General features: G+C 59.2%; 15 protein-coding genes. 10 read left to right on the forward strand and 5 right to left on the reverse strand.

Features of this window, described 5'->3' with window-relative positions:
* Positions 1-8: 8 nt before the first annotated feature.
* On the reverse strand, positions 9-1346 hold the full coding sequence (locus tag HNQ64_RS09050) for an aspartate aminotransferase family protein (protein ID WP_184207702.1): 1338 nt from the start codon (positions 1344-1346) through the stop codon (positions 9-11).
* A 177-nt stretch (positions 1347-1523) separates the two neighbouring features.
* On the opposite strand from HNQ64_RS09050, the gene HNQ64_RS09055 reads away from it, so the two are divergent.
* The 7 genes from HNQ64_RS09055 to HNQ64_RS09085 all read left to right on the forward strand — a co-directional run bounded on the left by HNQ64_RS09055 (position 1524) and on the right by HNQ64_RS09085 (position 9676).
* Positions 1524-2420 (forward strand): AAA family ATPase, encoded by an 897-nt coding sequence (locus tag HNQ64_RS09055; protein WP_184208264.1) that lies wholly within the window; start codon positions 1524-1526, stop codon positions 2418-2420.
* A 23-nt stretch (positions 2421-2443) separates the two neighbouring features.
* Positions 2444-5407, forward strand: a complete 2964-nt coding sequence (locus tag HNQ64_RS09060) for a transglutaminaseTgpA domain-containing protein (RefSeq protein WP_184207704.1) — start codon at positions 2444-2446, stop codon at positions 5405-5407.
* A 485-nt stretch (positions 5408-5892) separates the two neighbouring features.
* Positions 5893-6567, forward strand: coding sequence for a response regulator transcription factor (locus HNQ64_RS09065; RefSeq protein WP_184207706.1), 675 nt, complete (start codon positions 5893-5895; stop codon positions 6565-6567).
* Entirely contained in the window at positions 6545-7936 is a 1392-nt protein-coding gene (locus HNQ64_RS09070) for a sensor histidine kinase (RefSeq protein ID WP_184207708.1), read from the forward strand. The genes HNQ64_RS09065 and HNQ64_RS09070 overlap by 23 nt, the downstream gene beginning before the upstream one ends.
* Positions 7937-7987: 51 nt before the next feature.
* On the forward strand, positions 7988-8524 hold the full coding sequence (locus HNQ64_RS09075; RefSeq protein WP_184207710.1) for an RNA polymerase sigma factor: 537 nt from the start codon (positions 7988-7990) through the stop codon (positions 8522-8524).
* Positions 8505-8846, forward strand: a complete 342-nt coding sequence (locus tag HNQ64_RS09080; protein ID WP_184207712.1) for a hypothetical protein — start codon at positions 8505-8507, stop codon at positions 8844-8846. The genes HNQ64_RS09075 and HNQ64_RS09080 overlap by 20 nt, the downstream gene beginning before the upstream one ends.
* Positions 8843-9676, forward strand: coding sequence for a periplasmic heavy metal sensor (locus HNQ64_RS09085; RefSeq protein ID WP_184207714.1), 834 nt, complete (start codon positions 8843-8845; stop codon positions 9674-9676). The genes HNQ64_RS09080 and HNQ64_RS09085 overlap by 4 nt, the downstream gene beginning before the upstream one ends.
* Positions 9677-9914: 238 nt before the next feature.
* On the opposite strand, the gene HNQ64_RS09090 is transcribed toward HNQ64_RS09085, so the two are convergent.
* The 4 genes from HNQ64_RS09090 to HNQ64_RS09105 form a co-directional block, all read right to left on the reverse strand.
* Positions 9915-10553 carry a response regulator gene (locus HNQ64_RS09090; RefSeq protein ID WP_281382912.1) on the reverse strand — a complete coding sequence of 213 codons (639 nt, stop codon included), beginning with the start codon at positions 10551-10553 and terminating at the stop codon, positions 9915-9917.
* Between the two features lie 71 nt (positions 10554-10624).
* Positions 10625-11947 (reverse strand): ABC transporter permease, encoded by a 1323-nt coding sequence (locus tag HNQ64_RS09095; protein ID WP_184207718.1) that lies wholly within the window; start codon positions 11945-11947, stop codon positions 10625-10627.
* Between the two features lie 93 nt (positions 11948-12040).
* Positions 12041-12469, reverse strand: coding sequence for a PIN domain-containing protein (locus HNQ64_RS09100; protein ID WP_184207720.1), 429 nt, complete (start codon positions 12467-12469; stop codon positions 12041-12043).
* A gap of 1 nt (position 12470) precedes the next feature.
* Positions 12471-12665 (reverse strand): hypothetical protein, encoded by a 195-nt coding sequence (locus HNQ64_RS09105; RefSeq protein WP_184207722.1) that lies wholly within the window; start codon positions 12663-12665, stop codon positions 12471-12473.
* Positions 12666-12790: 125 nt separating this feature from the next.
* Between HNQ64_RS09105 and HNQ64_RS09110 the strand changes: the two genes are divergently transcribed.
* The 3 genes from HNQ64_RS09110 (at position 12791) to HNQ64_RS09120 (ending at position 17989) form a co-directional block, all read left to right on the forward strand.
* On the forward strand, positions 12791-13771 hold the full coding sequence (locus tag HNQ64_RS09110; RefSeq protein ID WP_184207724.1) for an aspartyl protease family protein: 981 nt from the start codon (positions 12791-12793) through the stop codon (positions 13769-13771).
* A gap of 129 nt (positions 13772-13900) precedes the next feature.
* The gene (locus HNQ64_RS09115; RefSeq protein ID WP_184207726.1) at positions 13901-14704 is read left to right on the forward strand and encodes a cytochrome c3 family protein; all 804 of its coding nucleotides are present in this window, start codon (positions 13901-13903) and stop codon (positions 14702-14704) included.
* Between the two features lie 27 nt (positions 14705-14731).
* The gene (locus HNQ64_RS09120; RefSeq protein ID WP_184207728.1) at positions 14732-17989 is read left to right on the forward strand and encodes a TAT-variant-translocated molybdopterin oxidoreductase; all 3258 of its coding nucleotides are present in this window, start codon (positions 14732-14734) and stop codon (positions 17987-17989) included.
* Positions 17990-17992: the final 3 nt, after the last annotated feature.

A 17992-nucleotide genomic window follows, 5' to 3' on the forward strand; every position in this document is an offset into this window, starting at 1 on the left:
GCTAACATTCACGCATTCCACTCCGCTGCATGGCGGGCAAAGGCCTTCGAGGCCCGCTTCAGCGCCTCATCCACGTCTGCCTCGGTGTGGGCCAGGCTCAGGAACCACAGACCGCGTTCGATGGCGCGCACGCCTTCCTCTAACAAACAACGTCGCAAATGTGCCCAGCGCGGGGCATCCTGCCGCTGCACGTAATCACGGTAGCTGGTAACAGGACCTTCAGCGGCGCCGGGTTTCAGCATTGTGGTGTGAAAGACCAGCCCAGGGCCCTGCGGGCGCAGGGGGATGCCGTGTTCATCGGCCAGAGTGCGCAGGCCAGACATCATCTTTTGTCCCAGGCCGATGAGCTGATGCGGATGCGCATCCCCCAGGTCCAGGATTTGATCCAGGCACCATTTGGCTGCGGCGAGGCAGAGCGGGTTCGCATTGAGCGTGCCTGCATGCACCACTTGACCGTTGAGGATCTTGGCAAACGAGGCCTCCTTGCCCACCAGAGCGGCAAAGGGCACACCGCCACCGATGGCCTTGCCTAGGATGGTCAGGTCTGGTACCACCCCGTAATGCGTCTGTGCACACCCGGCACCGAAGCGAAAGCCCGTGATGGTTTCATCCGCGATCATCATCATACCGTCGCGATCACACAGCTCGCGGATGGTTTGCAGCAGGCCCTGCACGGGCTCCATGCAGCTCGTATTGCACAGCACGGGTTCAAAAACGATGGCGGCGATCTGCCCGCGATACTGGTCCACCCGGCGGCGCAGGTGCTCGATGTCATTCCAGCGCACGACCACAAATTGCTCCAGCACCTCTGGGATCACGCCCCGGCTGGGGTGCAGGCGGGTCGGCTCCTCCTCCGTCCCCCACTGGTCCGGCGGCGGGGCAAAGCCCACCAGCCCCTCATCCGCCCAGCCATGGTAATGACCTTCAAATTTCAGGATCAACTTCCGCCCTGTGTGAGCGCGGGCGAGGCGAAAGGCAGCCAGCACCACCTCGGTGGCGGAGTTGTTAAAGCGCACACGCTCTGCCCCCGGGATCATCTTTTGCAGCCGCTCAGCGACCTCGATCTCCAGCTCGCATTGGGCCGCCCAGTGGGTGCCTTTTTTCGCCTGGGTGGCGATGGCCGCCGCCATGCCTGCGGGGGCGTGACCATACAGCAGGGCACCCTGGCCGGTTTGAAAGTCCACGTACTCATTGCCATCCACATCCCATAGGCGACTGCCCTGGCCGTGGTCAAAGTAGAGCGGCACCGGCACCTCCATTTTCCGAATGCCGCTGTTGATGCCACCCGCGATGCTTTTTTGAGCGCGGGCAAAGAGGTCCGAGGAGCGAGGAAACGTGTACGACATGAGCGGGAGATTACGGAGATGTCCGGTCAGATATTTTCAGACGTAAATTCTATGTGAGATGCGGATGAGAGCTTGCCAGAGCGGTTCAGAAAAAGCGACACTCCAAAAATCACCAATCCCCCCACTTTTGTGTCTGCTCGTCCCCCCTCTACTCCCGATGCCGTCCTGCCTGAAGCCGTGGCCCAACAGACCCAGGCGAAGCTGAAAAGCCTCATCGAAGGCATCTCCCAGATCATCTTGGGCAAACAGGAAGTCATCCGTCTGGCGGTGACCTGCCTGCTGGCCCGTGGCCATCTTTTGTTTGAAGATCAACCCGGCGTGGGCAAAACCCTGCTCTCTCAGGCGCTCGCTCAGTCTTTGGGCCTGCAGTTCCGCCGTGTGCAGTTCACCAGTGACCTGCTGCCGGCGGATATTTTAGGGGCCTCCATTTATGATCGGGAAGCGGGCAGCTTTGTCTTCCATCCCGGCCCGGTCTTCACGCAGGTGCTGCTGGCAGATGAGATCAACCGCGCCACGCCGAAGACACAATCCGCCCTGCTGGAGGCCATGGAGGAAGGCCGTGTCACCTCAGACGGCATCACGCATTCCCTGCCGCAGCCGTTTTTTGTCATTGCCACGCAGAATCCCTCCTCCCAGATCGGCACTTTCATGCTGCCGGAATCGCAGTTGGACCGTTTCCTCATGCGCCTCGCTCTGGGGGTGCCAGACCGCACTGCGGAGCGCGCCATTTTGCAGGGGCAGGACCGCAGGGAAATGCTGAAGGCCATGCCTGAGATCTTGCCCTGGGCAGAGATGCAGCAGATGCAGCTCCAGGCGCGGCAGGTGCACGTCTCAGCGCCGTTGCTGGACTACGTGCAGGACGTCCTTGCCGCTAGCCGGGTAAACGGGCGCGGGCTTTCCCCACGCGGGGGTTTGGCCCTGCTGAATGCGGCCCGTGCCTGGGCCCTGCTCCAGGGGCGCACCCTGGTGCTGCCGGAGGATGTGCAGGACGTGGGCGCTGCCGTGATGTCTCACCGCCTGGAGGGCGATGGTGAGATGGCGCTGCGCCTGCTGGAGGAAACCCCCATTCCGTAAACCGCCCCCTTTCATTCCCCCCCATGAGTCAGGCTGGCACCAGGCAGGATGAGCTCCCCGACCTCGGGTGGCTGGGCCGTGTTTTAGCGTGGTTGCCCTTTGGCCCGCGCTCCACCGTGGTCACCCGCCCCGGCACGCGCATCAGTTTCAGTTTGCACACACTTGCTTGGTTAGGTCTGTGTGCCGTCATGGGGTATGCCGGGGCTGTACAGGCAAACGGGGCGGCCTACCTACTGGCCTTTTCCACCCTGGCACTGGGCGTGCTCAGTTACGTCTATGCACGGGCAAATCTGCGCGGGCTGGAAGTCCGCGTGGGCGCCTCGCCGCTTTATCAGGCAGGCCAGGGGGAGGTGCTGCCGGTGGAACTGCGCGCCGCCTCTGGCATGACGCCGTGCGGTCTGGAGATCCTCGTCATCGGCGCGCTAAAAAGCACCTTTGTGGAGCAGATCCCCAGTGGCCAGTCCGTGCGGCTGCAGCTCCGCCTGCCTGCGGGTGCGGGGCCTGTGAAGCTGCTGCTGCGCAGTGCTTACCCGCTGGGCCTGCTGCGTGCCCAGCGCGTGGTGAATGTGGAACTCACGCGCCGGGCCCTGCCGCAGGCTTCAGGAAACTTACCCCTACCCACTCCTCAGCCGCAGCCTTCAAACAGCGCAGCGGGTCGCAGTGGGGGCCAGTCCATCCCCAGTCGTGAGGGCGATGACTTCGGCGGTCTGCGTGAATGGCAGCCGGGAGATTCCCCAAAGCACATTGACTGGCGCGCCGTCGCCCGGGGCCGCCCGCTGCTGGTGAAAACCTGGGCTCGAGGTGTGAATGAAACGGTGGCCATGGACTGGGATGCCCTGCCGCTGCCCGTGAGTGAGCGCGCCGGGCAGTTGGTGCGCTGGATCCAGATGTGCGAGCAGCAGGGCCACGCCTACTCGCTGAAGCTGCCTTCTCAGGTCATCCCCGCAGGCCAGGGGGAGACCCACGCACGCCGCTGCTTCGCCGCTCTGGCTGAGATCCACACCGGTGGCCTGTCTGCTGCTGAAACCACCCGTCCGGTAAAGGTGCCCGCTAGCCATGAGCACCGGGCAGGCGTGCCACGTGGCCCCCTGGCCCTGCTCAGCGCCGTCCTCTTTTTCACCGCGCTTCCCCTGCAGGATCTCGTGGCCCTGCCGGTGCTGTTGCTACTGTTTTTGAGCCTGTCTTATCGCAGTCTTCTCACCCAGCCCGTGAAGCATCGTTGGTTACCCCTGGCGGTCATCGTCATCGGCATCGCCGGTGTGTATTTCAGTCAGGGAGACTTGATGAGCATGGAGGCAGGCATCGCTGTGCTGGTGGTGCTGACCGGCGGTAAAATGCTGGAATCTCGCACGCCTCATGACTTCCAGGTCATCGCCATCATCGGCTGGTTTCTCTGCCTCTGTGGCCTCATGGCGGATCAAAGCATCACCCGCTCCCTGCTCATGTTCACTGCTTACATCCTCATCGCAGGCTGCATGGTGCGTTTTCGCCGTGGGGTGCCGGGTGTGTGGGGCCCGGCGCGGCTCACGGGGCGGATTTTACTCCAGGCCCTGCCTCTGGTGGTGCTGCTTTTCCTCACCTTTCCCCGCGTGAGTTTGGACTACCTCGTCCGTCTCGGCTCTGGCCGCACCGCCGTCACAGGCGTGCCTTCCTCTTTAGATCCCGGCAAGGTCCTGCAAGTGGCCCGCAGCACCGAGACCGCCTTCCGCGTGGAGTTCCCCGATGGCAATATGCCGCCTAACAATCAACGTTACTGGCGCTGTGTGGTCCTGTGGGATTGCCAGGGGCTGAGCTGGAGCCGTGGCCTCACGCTCAGCTATGCGCCCAGTGGCAATCGCGAGCGCCAGGGGCAGGACATCCGCCAGATCATCACGCTGGAGCCTCATGGCCAATACTGGCTGCCCGGCCTGGATTACCCCCTGCGCGGCTCCGGCGGAGGAAATAGTTACCAGCTCTCCTCCGAGCGCGTGCTGAACTCTCACGACACCGTGCGTAAGATGCGCCAGATCGAGGTGCACTCCCGCCCCCAGCTCACCTGGGAACCGCTGCCAGACTTTCAGCGAAATGCCGCCCTGCGTGTGCCCGTCCTTTCCGCCAGCCTGCGCGAGCTCGCCCAGGGCTGGCGGGCTGGTGCGGCCAATGATACCGAGGTGGTGCAGGCGGGGCTCAATTACCTGCGCACTCAGGGATTTGAATACACGCTGGAGCCCGGCTCCTATTTAGGCCCCACCGCTCTGGAGGACTTTTTCCTCCGTCGGCGCGTCGGGTTTTGTGAGCATTTCAGCGCCTCCTTTGCCACCCTCATGCGGGCCGCTGGCGTGCCCTCCCGGGTCGTCATGGGTTACCTGGGTGGGGAACTTTCCATGACGGGCACGCACATGATCGTGCGGCAATCGGATGCGCATTCCTGGGCTGAAGTGTGGCTGGATGGCGCGGGCTGGATGCGGGTGGACCCCACCGCTGCTCTCGCTCCTGGGCGTCTAGACCTGGGACTGCAGAGTTTCCTGGGTGGTGAAGAGGCCCTGGAGCGGCAGCGCAATAGTTTCCTTTGGCGGTCCATGGAGCAGGCCCGTCAGATGTGGGAGCAGGTGAACTACCAGTGGTACAAGATGGTCATCAACTTCGATGGCGAGTCCCAGTTCGGCTGGTTGAGCTGGCTGGGGGCCAGTGGTTTAAAAAAGTCTTACCTCCTCATCATCAGTGCCTTTTTAGTCGTGCTGATGGCGGGGCTCATGGGCCTGTGGCTGCGCCGTCCCGCGCGGCAGACGGACCCCTGGCAGCAAACTTGGCGGCGTTTTTGCCGTCATCTTGAAGGCCTAGGCCTACCCGCAAGAAGGGAAAATGAAGGTCCCCTGGCCTATGCCCAGCGCCTTAGCAGCAGCAAGCCAGAGGTAGTGGCCCTGGCTCAGCAGTATGCCAGTGCACGCTACGGGGCGCAGGATAGCTCACCTAAGTCTTTTGAGAAAGCGTGGCGCGCTTTGCGCTAGGGAGAGTCGAACGATCTCGGCGGCACCCGGAATCAGATGTTTCCAGGTACCGCCGAGAGTTGCGACTGGTGCCCACCAACCCCCCCCGGAGCGGTGGATCTCCCAGAATTGTTTTCCGGATGCGGGCTCTGCATCGGATGCTCGGCATGGACTTTCAGCATAGCAGTCATCGCGCCAGCTAGGGCGAGAACGATGAATGAAAATGCTAAGTAGCGGCGCATGGCGAGGTGGAAAGTGTAGAACGATTCGAAAACCGTGTGTGGATCAAGTGGGGGATATTGATGTATATTCGTGATATTCACGAACGACTGCACTTTATCGAAACAAACCCCCGAAAGTCACCTTACCGTTTGGTAATGATGAATCAAAAATAGGCCGAATTTTTCTGAAAGATTCTCTGAATCGTAGATGCTTACGCCCATTCGTCGCAAGCAGACACTTTCACCTCAGCTTCCCGTTTCTTTAGTACCCTCTAAACTTTTTTCATGAATCTCCTGCTTGTCGAAGATGAACCTGAGCTCGCTCGCCAAGTGGCCGTGTGGATGGCGGATGGCGGCCACCGCTTGCAGTGGGAAAAGTCCGGTGCAGAGGCCCTGGCGGCGCTGAAGCAGCAGGGATATGACGTCATCATCCTGGATGTGGGGCTGCCAGACACGGATGGTTTCACCCTGGTGCAAAAGCTGCGCCGGGGCGGGCTGCGCACGCCAGTGCTCTTTCTCACCGCCCGGGCGGAGGTGTCTGACCGCGTGCGTGGCCTGGCCGCTGGAGGCGATGATTACCTGACCAAGCCGTTTGCGGTGGAGGAATTGATGGCCCGGCTGGAGGCGCTGCACCGCCGAGTGAATAATCATGTGCCCACCCACCGCATCCTCGGCAAATGCCGCCTGGACTTCGTGCGCCGCCGCGTGAGCTGCGGCGCGGAAAGCGTGGAGCTGCAACCTCGCGAGTGGTGCCTGCTGGAGGTGCTGATGAATCATGAGGGCCGCGTGCTGCCGAAAAAATTTCTGCTGGAGCAGGTGTGGGACATCCACTTTGACCCCGGCACCAATGTGGTGGATGCCATGGTCTGCCGACTGAGGCGTAAACTGGAAATGCCAGGCAGCGGCATCTTGGTCGAGACCATTCGAGGCAAAGGATATGTTTTCAAAACTCTGGCCTGAAAAACTCCCCTCACTCTGGCGTCTGGCCCTGCTCATGGGCCTCATTGTCATCGTGAACATTCTCTTGATCCTCACCTTCGTACGGATCGCCGTCAGCCAGGACATGCGCCAGGTGGATCGCAATCGTGTCACCGATGACCTCATCGAATACTCCGTGCTGTACACGAATGGCGGGCTCAATGGGATGAAAAAAGTCTTTCATGCCAGCCAGCACATTGACTGGAATGGCCTGCGCCTTACCACCGCTTTTGGCAAGGTCCTGCATGAGGAGATTCCCGCTGAAATGAAGGCCTTCACCTGGCCTGAGCAGACCGTGAAATTCCTGCTGGAGGCTGGCGATATGGACCTCATGGAAGTGACCTCCCCAGACCAAACCCTGCGCCTGCACGTGGGGGCCATCCGGCTGTGGGATGGGAACACGCTGTGGTTTGGCCGGTCAGATGCGCAGGCGCGGCGGCACCTAGCGAACATTGAGCGGCATCTCTGGTTCGCCGGCCTCACCGCTGCGCTCATCTCCTTCCTGCCCGTGGTGTGGTTCCTCAATGACGTGCTGCGGCCCATCCAGTCCTTCATCATCAGTGCTGAGCGCATGCGCGTGCCCGGCAGCAGTGCGCGGCTGCGCGCCCCCAGCGCCATCCCGGAACTGAAGGCCCTGGCCAGCGTGGTGAATACCGGGCTGGACCAGATCCGCGCACTCACGCGTGAGTTGCAGTCCACGAATGATTTCCTCGCCCATGAGCTGCGCACCCCGCTGGCACGCGTGCGTGGGAACCTAGAGCACTTTCATGATCAAACCGACAATGTGATGGCCCGCGAGGCCGCCGCCCGCAGCCTGGAGGAAATTGACCGTGCCACCCAGCTTGTGCAGACCCTCCTCACCATTCGTGCGGGGGATCATGTGGCCCTGCGCCTGCATCGTCAGGTCACTTCATTGGATGGTCTTCTCAGCAGTTTGGTGGAGCTCTTTATCCCCGCAGCCGAAGATCGTCGGCTGACTCTTACCCTCGGCACTGGCCTCAGCCTCACCTTGAATGTGGACCGCGAACTGCTGACCCAGGCAGTCTCCAATCTGCTGGACAATGCCCTGGCCTACACCCATGCCGGCGGTGAGATCAAAGTGAGCTGGATGGGCGAAGGCACCGGGGCCATCATCACCGTGGAAGACACTGGCCCTGGCCTGCATCCAGAGGAATTGGAAGTCATCTGGGACCGCTACGTACGCGGCAGTGCCGCCCGGCCAAAGACTTCCGGCATGGGCCTGGGGCTCAGCCTCGTGCGCTCCATCGCCATGGCCCACGGAGGCAATGCGGGCGGGCAAAATCGCGAAGGCGGCGGTGCCACGTTTTGGATCTACATTCCCGGCTCTTAAAACAGCACTGTCATACAGACCGCAGGCCCAGGTCACCTAGAGGGCAAATGAATGGAGCGCGAACTCGCCAACCAACTCGAAGCCCTGCATGCCGATGCCCACGGCTGGGCTCTGCATTGCTGCGCGGGGGACTTTTCACGGGCGGAGGAGGTGCTGCAAAACGCTTACCTGAAACTGGCCCAGGGCCGCACCCATCCTGCGGGCACCTCCACCTTCAAGACTTGGTGGTTCGGCGTCATCCGCTACACCGCGCACGAAGAATTTCGGCGGCTGCGCTGCCGCGAAACCCTGCTGGGCAAACTGTGGGCTCAATTCCAGGGAGAATCCCACGATCCACGCCCTTCACCCTCCCGGCAGGTGGAGCTGGACGAACAAACTTTGCAACTGCGTGCCGCTCTCTCTCAGTTGCCCCCACGCCAGGCCGAGGTGCTGCACCTCGTCTTCTACCAAGACCTCACGTTGAGCGAGGCCGCCCTCGTCATGAAGGTGGGGCTGGGCTCCGTGCGGCAGCATTACGAACGTGGCAAGGCCCGCCTGCGCAGCCTCTTACAAACCCCTGACTCCGACCATGAAACCCGTCTCCGATAACGATCTCCGCGCACGCTTCCAGGCCCAGCGCCAGGCCGAGCAAGAGCAGGCACCTGGGTGGTCGCCCCGGTTTCTTCAAGCTCCGGCGCGTGAGCAAAAACCCGCGCTGAATCTACGACTCTTCACCCTGCCTTTGGGAGCCGCCGCCCTGCTGGCCCTGGTCACCTGGCTGGCCCTACCTGCCCGCACTCCACGCCTGGTCGAGGCCCTGCCAGTGCTGCTTGATCGCCCCTCTACGCCGCTCTTTGCCGGGCTGGAGACCCACGCCGCCAGCCCCAGTGATTTCCTTCTTCCTGCCCACCTTCAAATCGAACTGCCATGAAACACTTTTTCCTGCTTCTTTTTTGCTTCACCTCCCCTCTCATCGCCGGGCCAGAAAACTGGCTGGAGGCCGGTCTTTTGACCCCAGAAATGATCACCTCCGTCAAACCTGAACTGGGCCTAACCCAAGATCAGGAAGAAAAAATGACGACTTTGGTCAAGGATGTCATGGCGGAGGCTGAGCCCGTGGAAAAACAAGTGCGTGAGCATGAAAAGGAACTCACGCGCCTGCTCCGCCAGCCCACCACCACAGCGGCAGAAGCGGAAGCGGCTTTGACCCCGCTGCTCGCAGCGGAAGCTGAGGTGAAGAAACTGCGCCTGCGCACCCTGCTGGCCCTGCGGGATGTCCTCACCCCCGAGCAGCAGGCCAAGGCCGTGAACCTAGCCCCCAGCCGCCAGGGCAAACGCAGCAGTGCTGAAGCGCAGGTGAAGGAAAAAGCCCAACGTCTCAAAACCGCCGTGGATGCCCTGGGCGTGCCCCCCACTCAGGCCATGCAGGCCCGTGGCCAGGCCATCGTCTCCCTCATGCGGGCAGGCGACTACGGCGCTGCTGGCCAGGCGCTGGATGAACTCATCCTCGAAAGTGAACTGGATCAAACTGCCACGGTCCCCGCGCCGGACTTCAGCCAGTTCTCACCGGGCGATACTGATCTGACTGTGCTGAAACAACGCTACACCGATGTGGAAGTCGCCGCTCAATCCATCGTTTCTATTCCTTTGGTTAGGCGCTTGATCGAAGCAAAGACCGCTCTTGAGGCCGCAAAAATCGCCGAAGATGCCGAGCAAGTGGGCCGCATCCTCACCTGGGCCGAGGAGATGCTGAAAAAGTAACGTGCGTAGAGTATGCTTCGAAACCCTCAAGGGCAGGAGGAACGGTGCCGAAGATCAGCGCCAAAAAAAACATGGTCTTCTGCCGATTAACTCCCGCTCCTCGGAGACATTCTTCCGCACCGTGCCTGTTTGGGAAGGGTTAGGATGAGGAACTGCCGAGATCTTTGATGTCTCGTAGTGCAGAAACTTCGTTTTTTGGGGAAGGGATCCCCTTCGTATCTTGGCAAAAGCAGACGGTCTAGCCTGCCTTTTCCATCAGCCCGTGTTGGATGCAGTACTGCACCAGTTCAGGCAGAGATTTGACCCGCAGCTTTTCCATCAAGCGCACCCGGTAGGTGCTGACGGTCTTGCTGCTAAGATTCAAATCCGAAGCGATTTCCTTGATCGCATCGCCATTGATCAGTTTGCGCAGCACTTGGAATTCGCGCTCAGACAGCGTGGTGTGTGGCTGTTCTTGGAAGTCTGACCGGACAAAAGCGGCTAGATTTTGTGCTAAATTCGGGCTGATGTAATTTTGCCCCACCAGGATTTCTTTCACCGCCTTGAGGAACTCGCCCGTGCCGGCACTTTTGCACACATACCCTGCGGCTCCCGCTTTGAAAGCTCGTACTCCATAGACGGATTCATCGTGCCCACTGCACACGAGAACGGCGGGGGCATGTGGGCGTGCTTTCACTTCCGCCAGGAAATCCAGCCCGTTGCGACCAGGGATGGTGACATCCAAAATGACGACATCCCAGTTTTGCGTGGCCATCATGTCCTGCGCTTCTTGGTAAGTGCCTGCCTCACCGAATTCGTAGGTGCCCAGCGTCATCATCGCGTGCTTGAAAGCGTCGCGCATCAGTTGGTGATCATCAATAATGAGAATTCTCTTCATTCGTGACAGTTTTGGCGGGTATTTTTGTGAAATACAGCAATAATTATGGATTCAGCAACTAAAGACCGACGTCATTCGTGGCGGAGGGCCTCCACGGGGTTCATTCGCGCAGCGCGGCGGGCTGGATAAATGCCGAAAGCGATGCCCGTAAAAACGGAGATGAGGAAAGCGAGGGCAGGGGACCAGACTTTCACGACCGTGGTCACCCCCGCGAAGTGCTCCACCGCGATGGGGATGGAGACCCCGAGAATGACGCCCATCACCCCGCCTGCACCTGAAAGCAGAACGGTTTCAATGAGGAACTGCACCACGATGTCCGCCTGGCGCGCACCCATGGCACGGCGGATGCCGATCTCCCGCGTGCGCTCCGTCACACTGGCCAGCATGATGTTCATGATGCCGATGCCCCCCACCAGCAGGGAGATGGCGGCGATGCTGCCCAGCACGATGCTGAAGATTTGCTTGGTGCGCTCCGCCTGCCGCAGCAGTTCCACGGGCACGATGATGCGCCAGTCTTCTTTTTTGTGGTTCTTACCCAGTAGATGGCGGATGGCATTCGCGCGGCTTTCCACCTGGGTCACATCGTCCACCCTGACGATGGCTTCATGGAACTCCACCTTTTCCGCCTCAAAGCTGCCGCTGCGCATGCGAAAAAAAGTTTCCCCATACTGATCCATCAAGGTGGAAAAGGGGATCATCACCTGGGCGCTGCCCGCATTGCTGGCGCTGCTGCCGCCCTCTCCGCCGATGCGCTGCCCCTCATCTTCCATGATGCCCAGGATCTTGTAGTAATAGCCTTTCACCCGCACAGATTTGCCTTTGGGGGTGGAAAGTGGGAATAGCTTGGTCGCAGCCGTCTGGTTCAGCACGCAGACAGGCAGTTTTTCCTGAAGCTCCAGGTCGGTAAAAAAGCGCCCTTGAATCACCCGGCGATTCCGCATCTCCGGGTAAACGGGCAGCACGCCTAGGATCTGCCCATCCACACTGCGGTCCAGATTCCAGATGTTTTCACTCAGGATGCGGCTGGGTACCACCACGCTGACGCCCGGTACTGTTTGGCGGATTTGCTGCATGTCCCGCGTGGTCAGGCCGTATTCCAGCACCATGCTGCGCGCCTCTGCGGAGGAGCCTTGGCCATCGGGGGGTTTCACACTTTCCAAAATGATGTTCTGGCTGCCCAGGCGGCGGATCTGCTCTTGCGCCTCATGGCTGGCCCCTTCTCCGATGGCCAACATTGCCACCACCGAGGCCACGCCAAAGATGACCCCTAGAGCTGTGAGGAAAGAACGTAATTTGTTGAGCCAAATGCTCTTCATCCCTAGCGAGACAGTGCGCCACAGGTGCTGAGGCGAGGCGAAAAGGCGAAGAATGGGGTGGCGTGCGAGCAAAGACATCAAACAGAGGGGGACCTATACCACGGACTGAAAAGCCCACTTCCTTCAAACCACCGTGCACAAATGCACGAAGAGGCAGCAGGCAGCCTTCCCTCAGTCCAGCCAATTTTCCACTTGTAGGTCAGGCAGGGATTTAAAGTCCTTGAGATTGCGCGTGAGCAAGATGGCGTCATGGGCAATACAGATGCCCGCGATTTTCAGGTCTTGTGTGCCGACCTGTGGAAAACTCTTGCGCAGGCGCAAGAAAACAGCCGCCGAGTTAGAATCAAAGGGAAGGATTGAGAGGTCCATCAACAATTCGAGGCTGTGCTGAAACTGCTGATAGCCGTGAATTTGTTTGGCGCTACCCGCCTTTTGTTTTCGAATAAAGGCCGACCAGCCTTCCGTCACTTCTTGAGCTGTAATGATGGTAGTAAAAACATCGGCTTCATGTTTCGAAAACCGTTGTTTCAGTCTTTCTCCCCGTTCGGTGCCATGTACCAGCTCGGCAAAATGATTGGTATCGAGGATGGTAAAAGCCACCTCACCAATCCTCCTGATTGGCTCTTTTCCTCCATTGACTGCCTAATTTTAGAGCTTCGGCGAGGTGGTTGTCCCCCTTGGCTGCTCCCGAAATCTTGCGCCAGCCTTTGGACTCAGGGCCGCTCATTTTGGCTTCGATTTCGGCGACTCGCAGTTGGAGCTCGCTGACTTTTTTTTCCAACGCAGGAGATTTCATGGTGGTAGGATAACCACAAGCTCTGTGTTTTCAAGCCTGCTCCGAGTCTGTCAAAGACCCGCGCTTTCGCCCAGCCTCGCATTCATCCTTGCGGCGGTCCGCAGCCCCCGTTAGATCGGCCAGCGATGCGTCTGCTTTTTGCCCTTCTTCTTTTACCCTGGTTGGTTGGTTGTTCGGAATTAGCGGATCACCGTCAGGTACCCGCCAAGACGCTGGCTAAGATGGATGCCAAGGCTTTGACCAAGGATCAATTTCTCCAGCAGATGAGCCGGGAAAACGTCCGCCCTTCCCGACCTGTGACCTTGCCATTCCGACTGGTCGGTGGGGTACCTGTCATGAAGGCTGCCATCAATGGCCAGGCCTTCACACCCATGATGTATGATACAGGGGCCTCACGCACCATCATCCAGGCAGGTACGGCGGTGTCACATGGCGTATCCGTCCTGAATGCGGAGGCCGCCACCGTTCAGTTGCAGGGCGTGGTGGGTAGGGAGGAGGGGCGCATCGGCCTGCTGAATCCGCTCGTCATTGGGGACTGGACGCTGAATGGTTACCCTTGCCTCGTTCGCACGTTTGAAAATCGCGTCGTCCATTCGGCCTTTCCTAAAAGTCTCCTTGGTTTTGATCTGGCGCATCGCCATTGCACCTACCTGACGCTGGATTACCGGACGCAGCACATCACCTTCGGTTTTGGCTCAGCCTTCAAGCCGCAGGCAAAGACGCGAAAGGCCCAGGCCCCGTTCACAGTGAAACAAGGCGTGCCTCATATCATCCTCAAATCCGGGGGTAAAAGCTGGGAAGCGATCGTGGATAGCGGCTCCTTCAATGGCATCGAAATCAGCGAAGAAGTGGCCAAACGCTTGGGGGTGCAGGACCAGGGGGAGACCATCCGCGGCATGTACCTCATGGGCGTCGGTGGCACGGTCAGCTCCCATCAAGCCAATTTGCGCACTGTGAAATTATCGGATTTGACGCTTATCGGAGACCGATTTGCCCAGGCAGAAGTGGACATCTCCCCAGGGCCACCCCGGGTAGGCAGCTTTTTCCTCAAGGACTACTGCGTCACCTTTGATCTGAAGCGCAAAGTTCTCCATCTGGAGTGGTGACGACATTCAGGCTGTGCATTCGTCTCAGAAACAGCTAAAAAATTCATTTCCAGAGTTGCAAAGCCCTCCCGGACTTCTATTCTCTAACCTGCTTGTGAAATTTTTCACAAGCGCATTCACCGAGATTTTATGGGTAATTTCTTTCCGCGTTGGACCAATTGGCTGCCTCTCAAGCTGGCCGTCGGGGTCGCATTCATCGCTTTTGGGGTGAGTGTGGGCGTCGCGTACTATTTCACACCGAAGTACACACGGGTGGGATACGAGCCGACACAGCCTGTGCCATTCTCCCACAAGATTCACGCAGGCCAGCTCGGCCTGGATTGTCGTTACTGTCACTCCTTTGTGGAGAATTCCAGTCACGCCAACGTGCCGACCAATCAGACTTGCTTTAACTGCCATGGCCCGGGCAAAGGCAACATCAAATCGGCCAGTCCGAAATTGGAGTTGGTCGTCAAGGCTCACGAGACCAAGCAGCCGATCCCCTGGGTGAAGGTGCACAAGGCTCCTGACTATGTTTATTTCAATCACAGCGCTCACTTGAATCGCGGCATCTCCTGCCAGTCCTGTCACGGACAGGTCAATGAGATGGAAATCGTGAAACATGCGGAGCCCCAGTCCATGGGCTGGTGTCTCGATTGCCACCGCAATCCTGAGCAGAAGTTGCGCCCGCTGGACCAGATCACAAACCTAAATTATAAGCCTGAGCAGCTTGATCGTGCTTCTTTCTATCAGAGCCTTATCGCTAAAGGCGTGAAGGCCGGCGAGATCGCCGAAACCATCCAGGAGGGCGGTAAAGCTGCCTCGGTTGAAGAGCTTGTCTCTCTGGCCTCCCTCACTTTTGGCAAGCAGGTGACCCAGCTCGAAGTGGGCAGCCAGCTCAAGAAGCACTGGCAGGTGCAACCACCTGAAAACTGCACATCCTGCCACCGCTAACCCTGCGCCCCTTTTTTATCGCCCCTCATGAAACGCATCTGGAATCACCCCGAAGAGCCTCAGACCGGCAAGCGCTACTGGCGCAGCACTGGCGAACTTGAGCAGCGCTCGGAGTTTCTGAACAAACTCGGTGTCGAGTTTCCCGCTGGTGACACTCTGAACGAGGAAGAGCGCGAGACCTCTCGCCGTGATTTCCTCAAGCTCATGGGGGCTTCCACGGCCATGATGGGTCTGGCATCCTGCCGCCGTCCGCTAACGAACATCCTGCCTTACACCGACCACGTGGAGTGGGTCGTTCCTGGCAAGCCTCTTCTTTACGCCACTGTCAAGCCGACTGCCACGGGTGCCATCCCAATCGTCGCCATCACCCATGAAGGCCGCCCCACGCACCTTCAGGGAAATCCTCTTCACCCCCTCGGTGGTGGTTTGGACAGCTTCGCTCAGGCCTCCATCCTGGACGTGTATGATCCAGAGCGTTCCCAGGCCCCTCTGGCTGCTGGCAAAAAAACCTCCTGGGAGTCTGCCAATAAGATTCTGACGGCGGCTCTTGAAGCCTCCAAGAAAACCGCAGGTGCCGATCTGGCCCTTGTCATCGGCAGCACCACGTCTCCGACCACCCATCGCCTCCTGGGCGAAATCAAGGCGGCTTTGCCTCAGGTCAAGCTTATCGGTTACGAAGCTCTCGGCACTGAAGGTCTCGCCCAGTCCAACAAAGATGTGCTGGGTGCCGGTGTGAAGACCTTTGTGCGCTTCAGCAAGGCGCTGCGCATCCTTTCGCTTGATTGTGATTTCCTCGGTCTCGACCCTGTCGCAGGCGAGCCGATCAAGCAGTTCACCAAGCAGCGTTCCAAAGACGCTCCTGGCGGTGACATGAACCGTCTCTACGCGCTGGAAAACCGTTACACCGTCACGGGTGGTATGGCCGACCACCGCAAGCCTCTGGCTGCCAGCCTCATCCCTGTTGCCGCAGCGGTCATCGCTTCGGAACTTGGGGAAGCCTCCGCCAAAGCTCTGGCAGACACAGCTTCCGAAGAGCTCAAGAAGTGGCTGGCTCCGGCCATCGCAGACTTGTTGGATAACAAAGGCAAGTCCGTTGTTCTCGCAGGTTCCCGCTACGGCGCTGAAGTTCACGCCCTCGTTGCCGCTATCAACAATGCCCTCGGCGCTTACGGTGAAACCGTTGGCCTGCTGCAGTCCACGGGCGAAGCTGAATTAGGCACCCTGACCGATCTCACCACGGCTTTGACCGCTGGCACGGTGAAGACTGTGATCTCCCTCACGCCTTCCAATCTTTTGTTCGATGCCCCAGACGCCGCATCTCTGGCCACAACGATCAAGGACAAGGCTGTTCAGTTGATCCATCTAGGTCACTTGGCTGACCTCACCGCTTCGAAAGCTGCTCTGCACATCCCTTCAGCTCATTACCTGGAATCTTGGAGCGACGTCCGCGCTGCGGATGGCACTTACTCCATCGTCCAGCCGCTGATCCTGCCTCTCTATGACGGTGTCAGCGAAACCGAATTGCTTCTCGCCATCCTGGGCCGCAAGAAAATCGGCCCTGCGGAAGCTGCCAAGGTAGAAGCCGGTGCCCCTGCTCCGGAGGATCCTGCTTATCAGGCAGTGCGTGACACTTTCAGCATTGTTGCAGGTAGCTTGGATGAAGTGAAGTGGAACCTGACCCTGCGCGATGGTTTCCTCAAAGGCTCTTCCTACGTGAAGGCTGCCGGTGTGGTGAATGCCGCTGCCATCAGCACTTTGGTCGCTGCTGCCAAGATCGCCCCTGTCGCACCGACTGCTGACTCCCTCGAAGTCGTCCTTACGCCAGACTCAGGTGTCTATGACGGTCGTTATGTCAACAACGCTTGGTTGCAGGAAGCTCCAGATCCAATCACCAAACTGACTTGGGACAACGCCGCCTGGATCGGTGCCGCCACTTTCCGTTCACTGGGTCTCAAAGAAGGCCAGAAGGTCCAAATCACTATTGGTGACACGGTCCTGAAAATCGCCGCCATCGAAGCTCCCGGCCACGTATCGAATTCGATTACGATCCCGGTCGGTTACGGCCAGGAAAACCTTGGTTTCATCGGCTCGGGCGACTTCGATAAGCGCAAAGGTTTTGTCCGTGGTTTCAACGCCTACCCGCTGCGCAAGAAGCTGGGAGACTACGTCTTCACTGGCGCTAAGATCGAGAAGCTCGAAGAATATTATGATCTGGCGGTGACCCAGGAGCACAACACGATGGAAGGCCGCGCCCTTTATCGTGAAGGCACCCTCGACACCTTCGCCAAGAAGCCTGACTTTGCCCAGACTACGGGTATGGACGGCCACATCCCGCAGAACATCTCCTTCTACAAAGGGCAGGTGGGCGTGCGCAGCGAGACGAATCCCGAAGGCTTCGATTACGAGAAGCAGCATCAGTGGGGCATGTCGATCGACCTCAGCAAGTGCTTGGGTTGCAACGCCTGTAATATCGCTTGTACCTCCGAAAACAACATTCCCGTTGTCGGTAAAGACCAGGTCCGTAAAGGCCGTCTCATGCAGTGGATCCGTATGGACCGCTACTTCGCCAGCGCCACGTGGGGTGAGAGCAACGCGAAGTCGGACGACGTCAATATCGAGCCAACCGTCGAGCAGCTTGAAAATGCTGAGATGGTGCAGCAGCCCGTTGCCTGCCAGCAGTGCGAATCCGCTCCTTGTGAAACCGTCTGCCCGGTGAATGCGACGGTGCACACCACGGATGGTCTGAACGCCATGGCTTATAACCGTTGCATCGGCACCCGTTACTGCGCCAACAACTGTCCTTACACAGCTCGTCGTTTTAACTGGTTCGACTATAACAAGCGTCCTCTGGACGAGCTTTACTGGGGCCCGCTTTCCACCACTGAGAAGACCGGTGTGCGTGAATCCGTGCAGCTTCAGAAGAACCCGAACGTCACGGTTCGTATGCGTGGTGTCATCGAGAAGTGCACCTACTGCGTCCAGCGCCTGGAAGCAGCCAAGATCCAGCAGAAGCAGAAGCAGCGTGATTCGAAGAACTTCCGCATCCCGACGGATTCCGTCAAGGTGGCCTGTCAGGCTGCTTGCTCCACGGATGCCATCGTCTTCGGTGACCTTGCCGATCCGAAATCTGCTGTGGTGAAGTCGAAGGCTTCCCCTCGCAACTATCAGCTTCTCAAATACATCGGTACCCAGCCTCGCACGAGCTACCTGGCCCGTCTGCGCAATCCTAACAAAAACATGCCAGGCTGGAAAGACATTGCCGCCTGGAGCGCCCACCAAATCTAAGCC

It is taken from the genome of Prosthecobacter dejongeii (genome assembly GCF_014203045.1).
Lineage (GTDB): Bacteria > Verrucomicrobiota > Verrucomicrobiia > Verrucomicrobiales > Verrucomicrobiaceae > Prosthecobacter > Prosthecobacter dejongeii.

Coding starts and splice junctions, on each gene's coding strand:
- HNQ64_RS09050 (WP_184207702.1), bottom strand. CDS start 1,346: ATGTCGTACACGTTTCCTCGCTCCTCGGACCTCTTTGCCCGCGCTCAA.
- HNQ64_RS09095 (WP_184207718.1), bottom strand. CDS start 11,947: ATGTCTTTGCTCGCACGCCACCCCATTCTTCGCCTTTTCGCCTCGCCT.
- HNQ64_RS09090 (WP_281382912.1), bottom strand. CDS start 10,553: ATGAAGAGAATTCTCATTATTGATGATCACCAACTGATGCGCGACGCT.
- HNQ64_RS09085 (WP_184207714.1), top strand. CDS start 8,843: ATGAAACACTTTTTCCTGCTTCTTTTTTGCTTCACCTCCCCTCTCATC.
- HNQ64_RS09080 (WP_184207712.1), top strand. CDS start 8,505: ATGAAACCCGTCTCCGATAACGATCTCCGCGCACGCTTCCAGGCCCAG.
- HNQ64_RS09065 (WP_184207706.1), top strand. CDS start 5,893: ATGAATCTCCTGCTTGTCGAAGATGAACCTGAGCTCGCTCGCCAAGTG.
- HNQ64_RS09120 (WP_184207728.1), top strand. CDS start 14,732: ATGAAACGCATCTGGAATCACCCCGAAGAGCCTCAGACCGGCAAGCGC.
- HNQ64_RS09070 (WP_184207708.1), top strand. CDS start 6,545: ATGTTTTCAAAACTCTGGCCTGAAAAACTCCCCTCACTCTGGCGTCTG.
- HNQ64_RS09075 (WP_184207710.1), top strand. CDS start 7,988: ATGGAGCGCGAACTCGCCAACCAACTCGAAGCCCTGCATGCCGATGCC.
- HNQ64_RS09115 (WP_184207726.1), top strand. CDS start 13,901: ATGGGTAATTTCTTTCCGCGTTGGACCAATTGGCTGCCTCTCAAGCTG.
- HNQ64_RS09105 (WP_184207722.1), bottom strand. CDS start 12,665: ATGAAATCTCCTGCGTTGGAAAAAAAAGTCAGCGAGCTCCAACTGCGA.
- HNQ64_RS09110 (WP_184207724.1), top strand. CDS start 12,791: ATGCGTCTGCTTTTTGCCCTTCTTCTTTTACCCTGGTTGGTTGGTTGT.
- HNQ64_RS09060 (WP_184207704.1), top strand. CDS start 2,444: ATGAGTCAGGCTGGCACCAGGCAGGATGAGCTCCCCGACCTCGGGTGG.